This is a genomic window from Burkholderia sp. b14 (assembly GCF_900156195.1).
Taxonomy (GTDB): Bacteria; Pseudomonadota; Gammaproteobacteria; order Burkholderiales; family Burkholderiaceae; genus Mycetohabitans.
In genome coordinates this window covers 322,483-337,018 of record NZ_FTPJ01000003.1, presented here as the reverse complement: position 1 = coordinate 337,018, position 14,536 = coordinate 322,483, and the positions used below count along the sequence as shown (strand labels likewise).

The following is a 14,536-nucleotide window of genomic DNA, read 5'->3' as shown; positions in this document are numbered from 1 at the left end:
GTTGAGTCTGAAACCGGTTGCCGCATCCGCGCCTGTATGGCACGAACACCCTTGGACGCACCGGTTCGTGATTAATCGGTTACAAGCCGACTAGCCCAATATTGTAGCACGTGTACACGACGCCCCTCAAGCGCGCCAGTTGCACGAGCACGGTAATCAGCGCATTCGGATCAATTCATGTGCGGGCTTTGCCGTAGCCCGCTCCGCATACCGATGTCATTCCTCCAGATATTCCAGCAACTCGGCGCGCGCGTCCTCGCTGAGCGGATTGCGTTCAACGAATGCCCGGATCTCGTTTTTTGCGTTTTCCCATTGCTGCGCCGGCAAGAACGGGATAAACCGATCATCCATTTCCTCGAGTACAAGCAGCACGTCCGTTTCATCACCGTCGTCAAGCAGACGCAGTGCACGCTGCCATAACTGACTTGACAGCGCTTCATTCAGCTTCGTCGTACTCTCAAGCAACCCGAGCGCCACCCAGATGCGATGCTCGGGCAACGCGCGTCGAATCGCAGGCTCGAGTAGCAATAATTCATGCTCGTGTTGTTCTATCGGCAATACCGCCAGCGCAGTCGGCAGGTAGCGTAGTGCCTCGCCCAATTGATGATCCGGCAACAATAGCGTTAATTGCCGCAGATCGGCATAGTGCATGACTCTGTGCTCAGCGGGCAACACCCATATCATGTTGGCCAGCATGCCGATCACTGCACCTTGGTGTGACGCGGGTAAGCGTTGCACCCATTGCTGCAATATCCGGTAATACTCGATGGTTTTCGTCTCCGCCTGTGCTTCGCGGCGGAGACCAGGCAGTAGCTTTGTCAATTCCACGAGCAGATCGGCCTGACCAGCCGCGTCCAACGCGGGAAGCCGGCCCAGAAAAGCTTGATATTCATTTTCGTACCGCGACCCACTAATTGACCGACATCTGAGCAGCGATGCCACAGCGGCCCAGGTGCTTCCTTGTTCACGGCTGCGTCGTTCGGCGTCTGCATACGCAAATTCATATAAAGGACGCTGCAGCCGATCAGAAAAGTTAAGTATGGACTGGACCATATCTTTTTGTATTTGCAAGCCTTGCCGCGGCACACGGCCTGCGGCCTCGAAAAATCGTTGGAACGCCGCTAGCTGCTGCTCTTCGGGCAGATCCGATAACCGCGGCCACAGTGCGTCAAGCGGCTCAGCGCGCAACGTCGGCTCCGCGTGAATACGCTCGATTTCGGCAAACAATTGTTGCATTGACGCCAGATCCATGTCACGAGCAGAATTAGCCCGTCGACAGCAAAGCCAACTCAGCCGTCTTTCTTGCAATGCGCGATATGTCCGTCTGTCCACAGTCGACAGGTTGCCAATATTGTCGAAAGGCACGTGGTCAGCCAGCTGCTGAATGATTTCGAGCGGCAGGTCGTGGTACGTCGTCGGACGGCTTGTCCGGTTCGTCGCCCAATGCATCATCGGACGGCTTGCCGAGCCAGCCGCTGCACCTGTCATCGAGCTTGGCCGCTCGCCTGCGCTCGCAGGTACCGTCAGGCCAGGAGGACGAGGCGGCGCGGCAGCGGCGGGACGACCGGCTTGCTGGCTTTCCGTTGCATATAAAGCAGTTTGAACGCTGTTAATCGTGGAGTTTGAATCGTAATCCATTGGCAAGCTCATTCGGTTATGCATCGAGGACGGGCGTGGGCGGGGCTATCAAGACGCTGTAGGCCCACGCCCTAGTCATCACCAAGACATCACGCATACGCTAGCCCATCCATTGGCCGGTCTTAGCGCTGCAGCATGGCTCGACATCCCGCCCCACTTTGCCGATGTCCACGCTCCCCCGTGCGTGCAAGCACCTGTCTGCGTACAGCGAAGATGCGATAATGTGACACAATTTTATGCCTTTTACCCAGCGTGTCCTCTATGACCGTCACGATTAAAACCGAACACGACATCGCAAAGATGCGCGTCGCCTGCCGCCTTGCGAGCGAGGTGCTGGACTACATCACACCTTTCATCAAACCTGGCATCACCACCGGCGAGCTAGACCGGCTCTGCCACGAGTACATGGTCGATGAACAGCACACAGTGCCCGCGCCGCTGAATTACCAGCCGCCCGGCTATCCGCCGTATCCGAAAGCAACCTGCATCTCCGTCAACGATGTGATTTGCCACGGTATCCCCGGCGACAAGCAATTAAAGAACGGCGACACGCTGAACATCGACATCACGGTGATCAAGGACGGTTACTTTGGCGACACGAGCCGAATGTTCATTGTCGGCGAAGGATCGATCCTGGCCAAGCGGCTCGTGCAGGTCACGTACGAATGCATGTGGCTCGGCATCGAGCAGGTGCAGCCCGGCGCGCATCTGGGCAACATCGGGCACGCGATCCAGCGTCACGCCGAAGCACACGGCTACAGTGTCGTGCGCGAATATTGCGGCCATGGCATCGGCACTGTGTTCCACGAGGACCCGCAAATCCTGCACTACGGTCGCCCCGGCACGGGCGTGCAAATCCAGCCGGGCATGATCTTTACGGTCGAGCCGATGATCAACGCGGGGCGCCGCGACATTCGCACGATGCCGGACAAGTGGACCGTCAAGACACGCGATCGTAGCTTGTCCGCGCAATGGGAACACACGGTGCTAGTAACGCAAACCGGCTACGAAGTGCTAACCGTGTCGGCCGGCACGCCAGCCAAGCCGACGATTGCCGGCACCGCGTAAGTTTAGCGTGCCGACCTGCACCGGCTGCCGCACCGATGCACCGTCACACGCCACCTGCCTCACGTCATCATATGGCGTTGGCACGCTCATGTGGCGTTGGCACGCCGGCCACGCGCAGAGCCACCCGCACGCCGTGCCCGTATTCGATAAAACAGGCTTGCCCATGAGCACCGCCGCTATGGCCACCGTGCCCCCCTCGTCGCTGAAAACCGCATTTAAGGCAGCCAAGGCCCAATTGCTTAAACGGTTCGCGCATGCCGGCAAGGTCGACACGCTAATGCGCTCGCTCGCGCGGCTGGTCGATGGCACGCTCGTCGATGCGTGGCAGGCGTGCGCAATGCCGCCAGCATTGACGCTGCTTGCTGTGGGCGGCTACGGGCGCGGCGAGCTCGCGCCGCATTCCGACATCGACATTCTGGTACTGCTCAACGACGAGCCCGACGAAAACTTGCGGGCCAGTATCGAGCGCTTTATTGGACTGGCGTGGGACCTGGGGCTTGAACTAGGCAGCAGCGTGCGCACCGTCGAGCAGTGCATCGACGACGCGCGTCAGGACGTCAGCGTGCAGACGTCGCTGCTCGAAGCTCGTCGGATCGTTGGCAACATCACGCTGCAGCAGGTGTTCCTCGCGCGCTTTGACGACACGCTCGATCCACGTGCGTTCTTTACCGCAAAGATACTCGAGATGCGCCAGCGGCACGCGAAATTCCAAGATTCACCCTACAGCCTCGAGCCGAACTGCAAGGAAAGTCCCGGGGGATTGCGTGATTTGCAGTTGATCCTATGGATTACGTGCGCCGCTGGCTTTGGTAACAGCTGGCAGGAGCTCGAGGCGCGCGGGCTAATCACCGTGCGCGAAAGTCGCGAGCTGCGGCGCAACGAGCAATTTCTGAAAATGCTGCGCGCCCGGCTACATGTGCTCGCCGGACGACGCCAGGACCTTCTCGTATTCGACTTGCAGACCGCGCTGGCCGAGGCATTCGGCTACCGGTGCACGCGCGAGAAGCGCGCCAGCGAGCAATTGATGCGGCGCTACTACTGGGCCGCCAAGGCGGTCACGCAGCTGGCCACGGTCCTGATTCAGAACATCGAGGCGCAGCTTTTCCCGCGTACCAGTGGCGTCACACGCCAGTTGTCCGAGCACTTTGTCGAGAAACAGGGCATGCTGGAAATCGTCGACGATGAGGTGTTCCAGCGCGCGCCCAACGCGATTTTGGAGGCATTCCTACTGTACGAGCAGGTGCGAGGCATCAAAGGTCTGTCTGCCCGGACACTGCGCGCGCTGTACAACGCGCGGGAGATCATGGACCGGAACTGGCGTCGTGACCCGCAAAACCGCCGCTTGTTCATGGAGATCCTAAAGCAGCCGGAAGGTATCACGCACGCATTGCGGCTGATGAACCAGACGAGCGTGCTGGGGTGCTACCTGCTCAATTTCCGCCGCATTGTCGGCCAGATGCAGCATGATCTGTACCATGTGTACACGGTCGACCAGCATATCCTAATGGTGCTGCGCAATCTCCGGCGCTTTGCGATCGCAGAGCATGCGCACGAGTACCCGTTCTGTAGCCAGCTGTTCGCCAACTTCGACCGACCGTGGGTGCTGTATATTGCCGCGCTGTTCCATGACATCGCGAAAGGTCGCGGCGGCGATCATTCGAAGCTGGGCATGGCCGACGCCCAACGCTTTTGCCGCGAGCACGGCGTCAACCCTCAGGATGCCGCGCTGGTCGTGTGGCTCGTCGAACATCACCTGACAATGAGCCAGGTCGCCCAAAAGCAGGACACGTCTGACCCGGCCGTGATCGGCCGTTTCGCCGCCCTCGTGCGTGACGAACGCCGGCTCACCGCACTCTACTTGCTGACCGTGGCAGACATCCGCGGCACCAGTCCGAAGGTCTGGAACGCATGGAAAGGCAAGCTGCTCGAAGACTTGTACCGGATCACGCTAAACGTGCTGGGGGGGGCCCAGCCGGACCAGCACGCCGAGCTGCGCACGCGCAAGGACGAAGCGCGCGCGCTGCTGCGGCTGCAAACGGTCCGGGACGACGCGCCCCAAGCGCTGTGGGACCAACTCGACGTCGGCTACTTTCTGCGCCATGACGCGGCCGACATTGCATGGCAGACCCGCGTGCTTTACCAGTACGTCCACTGCGCTAACCCGATTGTGCGGGCGCGCCCATCGCCGATCGGCGACGGATTACAGGTACTCGTCTACTTGCATGACCGGCCCGACCTGTTCGCCGGCATCTGCGCGTATTTCGAGCGCAGCGGCCTGTCCGTGCTCGATGCGCGGGTGAGCACCACGCGGCATGGCTACGCGCTGGACAACTTCCTGGTGGTCAGCACTGACCAAGGCGTGCACTACCGCGACATCGCCAACCTTGTCGAGCAACAACTTGCAGCACGGCTCACCTCGCCCGACCTGTTGCCCGAGCCGGCCAAGGGCCGCCTGTCACGCCTGTCGCGCACTTTCCCGATCACGCCGCGCGTCGATCTTCGCGCCGACGAACGGGATCAGTACTATTTGTTATCGATCTCTGCCAACGACCGACTCGGGCTGCTGTATGGGATCGCGCGCGTGCTGGCCGACCATCGCGTCGGCGTGCGGGCCGCCCGGATCAACACGCTCGGCGAGCGGGTCGAGGACGTTTTCCTGCTTGATGGCAATGACTTGGCTGACAGCCGCAAGCAGATCCAACTTGAAACCGAACTACTGCGCGCGATCGCAGTTTAAATCTTATGCGCGTAAAACTTACCGCGAAACATCCGCGACCGGACTCGCCATCGCGACAGCCGGTACGACCCGGCGCGAAGCGCGACGCAACTCGGCGCACCGCTGTGCAGGCATCGTTAGAAGGCCGCGACACTGACCCACGTGCGCCGGCTGGACGTCGCCCCGCCGCGCGCCCGGCCACGCCCGTCGGCGGTAACACCCCTACAGCCGGCAAGCGGCACGGGAGCGTGCACGCCGACCAGCCGGGCAACGCCGCCGCGCCGCGCCGAACGGCGGCCGGGGCGCCTGCCCGCGCGGACTCGGGACAACGCACATCGGCGCGCCGTCTTGACACCGCGCCGACGAAAGCGCCTCACGGCGCCAAGCGGCAACGCGAGGTGGCCATCGGTGAGCAGTCCCACGGCACAGATCACGGTGGCCGCGCGCGTGGCGCGGGAGCCGGCAAGCGTACGCGCACGCAAGTGCTGGCATGCCGCGACAAGCCCGGCCATCTTGGTCACAAACCGCACCAGTCACCGGCCCAGGTGCTAGCCGAGCGCATCGGCGCGCGGGACACTGCCGAGCAAGGCCCTGCACGCGGTGTCCGCGAGCAAGGCGGCGGTGCACGACAGGCCGAGCGCGCGCCAACGGACCAAACGCGTCCGTCGCGTCCGCGCGCCGACACGGGCGTACCGCGCCGCGACCTCCGCCGCGGAATCGAGGCCGATGTGTCCGGCCAGATGCGGTTGTCAAAGCGGATGTCTGAACTAGGCCTATGCTCGCGCCGTGAAGCCGACGAATGGATCGAGAAGGGCTGGGTCCGCGTCGACGGACAGATTGTCGACACGCTCGGCGCAAAGGTCACCGCCACGCAGCGCATTGACGTGCTACCCAACGCACGCGCGGCCCAAGCCCGGCAAGTCACGATCGTGCTGCACAAACCGGTCGGATACGTCTCCAGCCAGCCAGAAGACGACTATCTTCCCGCCGTCGCGCTCGTCACACCGGCAAATCGCTGGAGCGAGGATCCCGCACCCACGCGCTTTTCCGCCACCCATCTGCGCTCACTCGCGCCTGCCGGCCGGCTCGACATCGATTCAACCGGCTTACTGGTGCTGACGCAGGACGGCCGTATCGCCAAGCAGTTGATTGGCGAACAGTCCGAGGTTGAAAAGGAATACTTGGTGCGCGTGCGCTACGGCACGCACACGCAACAGGTGGATCGCTATTTCCCCACCGATAAGCTGGCGCAGCTGCGCGAAGGGTTGTCGCTGGACGGCGTGCGGCTCAAGCCGGCGCAGGTCGATTGGCAGAACGGCGAACAGTTACGCTTCGTGCTGCACGAGGGCCGCAAACGCCAGATCCGCCGTATGTGCGACTTAGTCGGCCTGGAGGTCGTCGGTCTGAAACGCGTCAGAATAGGCCAATTGGTGCTTGGCGCGCTGCCGCCCGGTAAATGGCGCTACTTGCGCGCGGACGAGCACTTCTGAGGCAGCTGGTGCCGTCGGCGATGTGGGCCTGTGTCAATCGTCGGACAAAGGATCCAAGTCCGGGAACAGTACTTTGGTAAAACCAAAGTTCGAAAAATCGGTAATCCGCATCGGATACAGCTTGCCGATCAGATGATCGCATTCATGTTGGACTACCCGCGCATGAAACCCCTCGGCGACACGGTCGATCGGCTGGCCGTACTGGTCATGACCTTCATACCGGATCATCGACAGGCGGCTGACAATGCCCCGCAGCCCCGGCACCGACAGGCAGCCTTCCCATCCCTCTTCCATGTCTAGCGAAACGGGGGTGATCATCGGGTTGATCAGCACGGTCTCCGGTACAGCCGGCGCATCCGGATAGCGCGCGTTCTGCCTGAAGCCAAAGATTACGACCTGCAGATCCGCGCCGATCTGCGGCGCGGCCAATCCCGCGCCGTTGGCCGCGCGCATCGTTTCGAACATGTCTTGAATCAGTTGATGCAATTGCGGCGTATCGAACTTGTCCACCGGTTTCGCAATGCGCAACAGACGCGGGTCGCCCATTTTGAGAATTTCGCGGATCATTGCTGTTCACCCCCTAAAAGCCTACGCATCCCTTCTTCGTCCACGATCGAAATGCCCAACTCTTCGGCCTTCGTCAGCTTGTTGCCCGCGTCGGTTCCGGCCACCACGTAATTCGTCTTCTTCGACACCGATCCCGCGACCTTCGCGCCGGCGGCCTCCAGCATCTCCTTCGCTGCCTCGCGAGACAGGGTCGGCAACGTGCCGGTCAGCACCACCGTCATGCCGGCGAGCGGCCCGGCCGGTTTGCGGGGAGCCGGCGGCCCCTCGGACCACTGCACGCCGGCTGCACGCAGTTGCTCGATCACCATCCGGTTATGCGGCTCTGAGAAGAAATGGCGGATCGCCTCCGCGACCACGGGGCCGACGTCGTTGACCTCGAGCAACGCCTCCTCGCTAGCGTCCATCAACGCATCGAGTGAGCCGAAATGCCGGGCCAGGTCCTTTGCGGTTGCCTCGCCCACGTGTCGAATGCCCAGCGCATAGATGAACCGCGGCAACGTCGTATGTCGCGCGCGCTCCAACGAGTCGATCAGGTTCTGCGCGGACTTGTCCGCGAAACGGTCCAGTTGCGCCACCGTCGCAAAGCCGAGGTTAAACAGGTCCGCGGGCGTACGGGTCAGGCCTTGCTCGACCAACTGATCAATGATCTTCTCGCCGAGCCCATCGATATCGAGTGCGCGCCGCTGTGCGAAATGCCACAACGCCTGCTTGCGCTGCGCAGCGCAGACCAATCCGCCCGCACATCGCGCGATTGCCTCATCCGGCAACCGCTCAATTGCGGAGCCACAAACCGGGCAGTGGGTTGGCATCGCGAAAGGCCGCGCATCGGCCGGCCGGCGCTCCTTGATGGCGCCCACCACTTCCGGAATCACGTCACCGGCGCGGCGCACGATGACAGTGTCTCCGATCAGGATATCCTTGCGACGTATCTCGTCCTCATTGTGCAGCGTCGCATTGGTCACCGTAGCGCCGCCGACGAAAACCGGCTCGAGCCGTGCAACGGGCGTGATCGCGCCGGTACGGCCGACCTGTACCTCGATTGCCAGCAATCGGGTCAACGCTTCCTCTGCCGGAAATTTATGCGCCAGCGCAAAGCGCGGCGCACGGGAGACGAAACCGAGCCGGTCCTGCTCATCACGCCGGTTGACCTTGTAGACGACGCCGTCGATGTCATACGGCAGCGACGCGCGGCGAGCGCCCACATCGCGGAAAAACGCGAGCAGGCCCGCCGCGCCACGAACCACCGCTCGCTCTTGATTCACCGGCAAACCCATGCTGACGTACCAATCGAGCAGCGCCGAATGCGTGTCCGGCATCGGCACGCCGTCGAGCACGCCGATACCGTACGCGAAAAACGACAATGGACGCTTCGCGGTGATCCTCGAATCAAGCTGCCGGAGACTGCCAGCCGCCGCATTGCGCGGGTTCGCGAATTCACGCTGGCCCGCCTCGCGCTGCCGCTTGTTGAGTCGCTCAAAATCGCGCTTGAACATCAGCACTTCGCCGCGCACATCGATGACTTTCGGCACTGCGTCGCCGTTGAGCGTCAATGGCAGTGACCGAATGGTCCGCACGTTCGCGGTCACGTCCTCGCCGGTCGTGCCATCGCCACGCGTGGACGCCTGCACGAAACGGCCGTTCTCGTAACGCAGCGAGATCGCTAAGCCATCGAACTTTAGCTCGCACGCGTATTCGACGTCACCGTGCTGCAACCCATCACTGACGCGCTTGTCGAACGCGTCAACGTCGCTGTCCTCGAACCCATTGTTCAGCGACAGCATCGGCACGTCGTGAACGATAGGCGCAAAACCTTCGGCGACCGCGCCACCGACACGTTGCGTAGGCGAGTCGGGCGTGATCAGATCCGGATGGTCCGCCTCGATCTGCTCGAGCTCCTTGAACAATTTGTCATACTCGGCATCCGGGATCTCCGGTCGGTCGAGCACGTAATACGCGTGATTGGCGCGATCAATCTCTGTGCGCAGCCAGGCAGCGCGCTCGGCCGGACGGTCGGCGGATGGCGGAAACATCATGCGTGACATCAAAATCGGTTATTCATGGTGAAATTATCGCAGGAAGCCACACGCGGCGGCATCCGCCGGAAGCGCTATTACAGGAACACGACGGCACCAATAAAAAACCCGGCGCTATGCACCGGGCTCGCGCAAGTGCCACGCCGAGCATCTCCTCACCGACTGGCGGACGCCCACCGCCGCCGGCGCGCCGAGCGGGTCAATTACTGAACAGCCGTCGGGTCGCCGGCGAGCCGGCGGGAATACCCGCCTGCTCCAGCTTCGCGTACAGCGTCATCAGTTGCGTATCGATCGCCGCCAGTGCCGTCTCGGGCAGCGGCCGGCGCTGGTCGTCGACGACCCGAGCGCCGATGCGCTGCGCGAGCGACTTCGCGTAGTCGCACATCAACCGGAACGGCAAGATGTCTTCGTCGGCCACCGGCACGTCCAACAGCAGCGTGATCATCGTGCCGCCCTTGTATGTCAGGTCGTCACGCAGGAAATTGGTGTCGCCGAACTGCAACATGAATACCGGATTTTGCTTGGCATCGAGCTTGACGAACCGCGTGCCGTCACGCGACAGCAACAATCCGTCCTGCGATGCGACGGCCTGCACATAGTTGGCCGACCACGGCGCGCCGTCAGACAGCACGTTGACCGACAGTTGAGCATCGCATTGCGCGGCGAACCCGTCCAGTTCGCGTGCCATCGACACCGTTTCCATCATATCCGGAAACTCGGGCGCGCCATCCAGCGCATCGGCGAAAGCCTGCACGCCGGACACGAACTCCGAAAATTCCAACTCGTTCAGCGGCCCGTTGCGGTTGGCCAGTTGCACCGCCGCACGCAATTCGTGGTATCGACCGCCCGGCTGCAGCAACGCCCAGTGCTCGCCGCCTTCGGCCTTGCCCTCGATGAACACCGGCTTGCCACCGGCACGCCGCAACCGTTGCGCGAGCGGCAGCACCTTCTCTGCGGCGACCGGCGCTGCGATGCGGATCGGCACGACGCAGTCGATACGCCGATCCACGAGCGCCGGCGGTGCGGCGCTGATCGTCGTCGCAGCCGGTATGATCGGTTCCGGCTGCCCATCGTCCGCTGCGCACGGCTTGGCCTGCGCAGCGCCAACCCCATCGCCGCCACCTTCCGCCTGCAGATCGACCGGCGTATCGGGCGCCGCCGACGGTCCGAAACTCGGTTCGCGGCGTGCCTCGGCCTGATCCGCGCCAAAACCGGGCTCGCGGCGCGCGCCCGGGGCCGCTGGCTCGATGAACGGCCGCTCCTCGTTTGCGTCGGGTGCGCGCGCTAGCTCCGCCGCCGCATCGTCTGGCATCGGCCGGGGCATTCTGCGCCGTACCTTGGCTGCCTGCCACGCGTTGTACGCGACCACGCCGGTCACCACCACTGCGCCCGCACCTATCAATCCGAGCGTCAATTCATCCATGCAGACTCCATCAGCAATGCTTGTTCGTGTTGCTGCCCATTACCCGGCGTTCTGCGCGAAGCCCGCGGCCGTTTCCATATCGACCGCGACGATCCGCGACACGCCTTGTTCCTGCATCGTCACGCCGATCAACTGCTGGGCCATTTCCATCGCGATCTTATTGTGCGAGATAAACAGGAACTGCGTCTTGTCCGACATCGCCCGCACCAAATTTGCGAAGCGTTCGGTATTGGCGTCGTCCAGCGGCGCATCGACCTCATCCAGCAAGCAAAACGGCGCTGGATTGAGCTGGAACATCGCAAACACCAACGCCGTCGCGGTCAGCGCCTTCTCGCCGCCGGACAGCAGGTGGATTGTCGAATTCTTTTTGCCCGGCGGCTGCGCCATCACCTGTACGCCGGCATCGAGGATCTCCGCGCCCGTCATGATCAGTTTGGCCTGCCCACCGCCGAACAACCGCGGAAACAGTTCGCCAAAATGCCGGTTAACCTCGTCGAAGGTGCCCTGCAACAGCGCCCGCGTCTCCTCATCGATCTTGCGGATAGCGTCCTCGAGCGTCTCGATCGCGTGCTGCAGGTCGGCCGACTGTGCATCCAGGAACTGCTTGCGTTCGCGGGCTGCGCTCAGTTCGTCCAACGCCGCCATGTTCACCGGGCCAAGCGCGGTGATGGCGTTATTGATCCGCGTCACCTCACCCTGTAAGTACGATGGCTTCATGTCCGCGCCAAGCTTAGCTTGCAGCGCCGTCTCGTCGACGCCGGCTGCCTCCAGTTGCTCGACGAACTGCTCGCGATTGAGTCGTGCGGCCTGCTCCTTGAGTTGCAACTCGGTAATCTTGTCGCGCAGCGGCTGCAGCGAGCGCTCCGCGGCCAGGCGCTGCTCGTCGGCCTGCCGCAATTGGCCGCTCAGCGCATCGAGTTCGGCACGCGCGGCCTGCAGCGCGTGTTCACGCTCGCTGCGCAAAGCCAGCGCTTGTTGCAGCCCGGTATGGGCCGTTTGTTCGTTGATCGTTTCTAGTTCCGCGCGCGCCTCTTGCAGCGCACCAGCGACGCGCTCGTTCTGCTCCAGCGCGACTTGGATACTGCGCGTGAGCGCCTCAATGCGGGCCGCGACATCGCGCTGTGCATAGACCGCCTCTTGAGCTGCGCGCTCCAATTCCCGCGCCCTCTGGCGTGCGTCTGCCAGGGTTTCGTCGAGCGCCTCGAACGCCAACTGCTCTTCTTCGAAGCGCGCCTGCAGTTCAGCCAGCTCGGTGTCGAAACGCTCGAAATTGCTCTCAGACTCGCTGCGCAAGGCCTGCTGCTCGTCGATCTGCGCGGCAATCTCATCGAGTTCCTCGCCGATCTGCACGCTGCGTTGCGTGTAGCGCTCGTGCGCCTGGGTCAGCTTGAGCACGTCCAATTGCAATGCATGCACCCGCTGCGTCGCACGTTCGACCTGTGCCCGTGCGTCGGCCAGCGCCTGCGTCGCCTGCGTATGCGCAGCCTCAGCGCGCACCGCGGCGCCGCGCGCTTCATCCGCCAATAGCGCCTGAGCGCGGACCTCGCGTCCGAGGTTGTCGATTTCTTGTTGCCGTGCAAGCATGCCGGCCTGCTCAGAATCAGCTGCATACAGTTGCACGCCAACACGGGTAACCAGATGGCCGGCCTGGACGACGAAGCATCCGCCCTCTGGCAGCTGGGCGCGCACGGCCAGTGCCTGGCTGAGATCGTCAGCCACAAACGCATTGGCGAGCCAGTCGCCAAGCACCGCGCGCAGTCCCGGGTCATCGATGCGCAGTAGCGCCAGCAACGGCCGCAGTCCAGCCGGCGTCTGCAGCGGCTTGCCGGCCGGCGGGGGCGCATAGAACGCGAGTTTGGCCGGCGGCGCGTCGGTTGCGAACGCGTTGACCCAGTCCAGATTCGAAATCTCGAGCGCGGCCAGTCGCTCGCGCAAGACCGATTCCAGCGCCATTTCCCAGCCAGGCTCGATGTGCAACTTCTTCCACAGGCGCGGCAGCGCGGCCAGTTCGTGCTTATCCAGCCACGGCTGAAGCTTGCCCTGCGTCTGCACGTTTTGCTGCAACTGCTTGAGCGCGGCCAAGCGTGCATCGAGCTGGTGGATCCGTGCGTTTTCCTGCTGCACGCGCTCCTGTGCGGCGCGGCGCGCCTCGTCTAGCTGCGGCGCCTGCTGTTGCGCGTCGGCGAGCCGTTGCTGCGCATCATCCAGAATCTGCTCGTGCTCAGCCAACTGCATGCGCAGTTCTTCGAGTTGCGCCTCGTCCGGCGCACCTAGCCCCTGCCGCTCGCTCCTCAGGCGCTCCAACCGCACCTGCAACTGCTGCAGCTGCTGGTCAGCGTTGCGCTGATGCGCCGCCTCCAGCTTCAACGCTTGTTCCGCTTGCGCGATCGCGCCCCGCTCGTCATTGAGCTTGGCCTGCGCATCGCGCCACCGCGCTTCCAACGCCGGCAGTGCATCGTTTTGCGCAGCTGCGTCGTCCTGCGTGCGCGCCGCTCGCTCCTCGGCTTCGGCTAGCAACGCGTGTGCATCGGCCAGTTCGTCGCGTGCCTTCTCGGCCTGCCGCTGCCACTGATCCCGCTGCGCGGTGAGCGCCGCGATCTGGTTCTGCGCACGATTACGCGACTCGACGATGAATTTGATTTCCGCTTCCAGCCGGCTGACCTCAGCATTGGCCTCGTACAGCGCCCCTTGCGTGCCCTGCATCGCATCGCTGGCCGCGTAGTGCGCGACGCGCATCGTCTCCAGTTGCGCCTCGACTTCGCGCAGCCTCGCCATCTGTGCCTCGAGCTCGACCTGCGCGGCGCCGATCGCCCGCTGCTGGCGCTCCTGCTCAGCCTGCGCCTCGTTCTTGCGCAGCAGCCACAGCAGGCGCTGCTTTTCTTCGCCCTCGGCCTGCAACGCTTTGAACTGCTGCGCGATCATGGCCTGTCCTTCGAGCTTGTCCAGGTTCGTGCCAAGTTCGCGCACGATATCCTCGACGCGAGTCAGGTTTTCGCGCGTGTCATTGAGGCGATTCGCCGTCTCTCGGCGCCGCTCCTTATACTTAGACACGCCGGCCGCCTCTTCCAGGAAGACGCGCAACTCCTCGGGCTTAGCCTCGATAATCCGCGCGATCATCCCTTGACCGATGATCGCGTACGCGCGCGGACCCAGGCCTGTGCCCAGAAAGATGTCCTGGATGTCGCGCCGACGCGCCGGCAGGTTATTGATGTAGTAGCTGGACGTGCCGTCACGCGTGAGCACGCGCTTGACCGCGATTTCCGCGTATTGGCTCCATTGGCCCGCCGCCCGCCCGTCGCCATTGTCGAACACCAACTCGACGCTGGCGCGACTGGCCGGCTTGCGCGCGGTCGAACCGTTGAAGATCACGTCCTGCATCGATTCGCCGCGCAACTCGGACGCGCGTGATTCGCCGAGCACCCAGCGCACCGCGTCGATGATGTTCGACTTGCCACAGCCATTGGGGCCGACGACGCCAACGAGCTGGCCGGGCACCTGGAAATGAGTCAGATCGACAAAGGACTTGAAGCCAGCGAGCTTGATCGAGGTCAGACGCACGGCGATATTCGCTGTTCTAGAGAGATTGCATGGAGTCCGCGCG

At 63.1% G+C, this 14,536-nt stretch carries 8 protein-coding genes; 3 read left to right on the top strand and 5 right to left on the bottom strand.

Annotated features, from left to right (window positions below; genetic code table 11):
* Positions 1 to 216 precede the first annotated feature (216 nt).
* Positions 217 to 1,236, bottom strand: coding sequence for a hypothetical protein (locus tag B0B13_RS06070; protein WP_170872387.1), 1,020 nt, complete (start codon positions 1,234 to 1,236; stop codon positions 217 to 219).
* A 663-nt stretch (positions 1,237 to 1,899) separates the two neighbouring features.
* On the opposite strand from B0B13_RS06070, the gene map reads away from it, so the two are divergent.
* The 3 genes from map to B0B13_RS06055 all read left to right on the top strand — a co-directional run bounded on the left by map (position 1,900) and on the right by B0B13_RS06055 (position 6,912).
* On the top strand, positions 1,900 to 2,706 hold the full coding sequence (map, locus tag B0B13_RS06065; RefSeq protein WP_076795029.1) for a type I methionyl aminopeptidase: 807 nt from the start codon (positions 1,900 to 1,902) through the stop codon (positions 2,704 to 2,706).
* A gap of 163 nt (positions 2,707 to 2,869) precedes the next feature.
* The gene (locus B0B13_RS06060; RefSeq protein ID WP_076797183.1) at positions 2,870 to 5,443 is read left to right on the top strand and encodes a [protein-PII] uridylyltransferase; all 2,574 of its coding nucleotides are present in this window, start codon (positions 2,870 to 2,872) and stop codon (positions 5,441 to 5,443) included.
* A 104-nt stretch (positions 5,444 to 5,547) separates the two neighbouring features.
* Positions 5,548 to 6,912: a pseudouridine synthase gene (locus B0B13_RS06055; protein ID WP_338909945.1), complete on the top strand. Its 1,365-nt coding sequence runs from the start codon at positions 5,548 to 5,550 to the stop codon at positions 6,910 to 6,912.
* A gap of 33 nt (positions 6,913 to 6,945) precedes the next feature.
* Here the strand turns inward: B0B13_RS06055 and def are convergent, their stop codons facing one another.
* The 4 genes from def to smc form a co-directional block, all read right to left on the bottom strand.
* Positions 6,946 to 7,479 carry a peptide deformylase gene (gene def, locus B0B13_RS06050; protein ID WP_076784936.1) on the bottom strand — a complete coding sequence of 178 codons (534 nt, stop codon included), beginning with the start codon at positions 7,477 to 7,479 and terminating at the stop codon, positions 6,946 to 6,948.
* Positions 7,476 to 9,521 (bottom strand): NAD-dependent DNA ligase LigA, encoded by a 2,046-nt coding sequence (ligA, locus tag B0B13_RS06045; protein ID WP_076795024.1) that lies wholly within the window; start codon positions 9,519 to 9,521, stop codon positions 7,476 to 7,478. Before ligA ends, def begins: the two co-directional genes overlap by 4 nt.
* Positions 9,522 to 9,711: 190 nt before the next feature.
* Positions 9,712 to 10,935: a cell division protein ZipA C-terminal FtsZ-binding domain-containing protein gene (locus B0B13_RS06040; RefSeq protein WP_076795022.1), complete on the bottom strand. Its 1,224-nt coding sequence runs from the start codon at positions 10,933 to 10,935 to the stop codon at positions 9,712 to 9,714.
* 39 nt (positions 10,936 to 10,974) lie between these two features.
* Positions 10,975 to 14,493 carry a chromosome segregation protein SMC gene (smc, locus tag B0B13_RS06035; protein WP_076795020.1) on the bottom strand — a complete coding sequence of 1,173 codons (3,519 nt, stop codon included), beginning with the start codon at positions 14,491 to 14,493 and terminating at the stop codon, positions 10,975 to 10,977.
* Positions 14,494 to 14,536 lie beyond the last annotated feature (43 nt).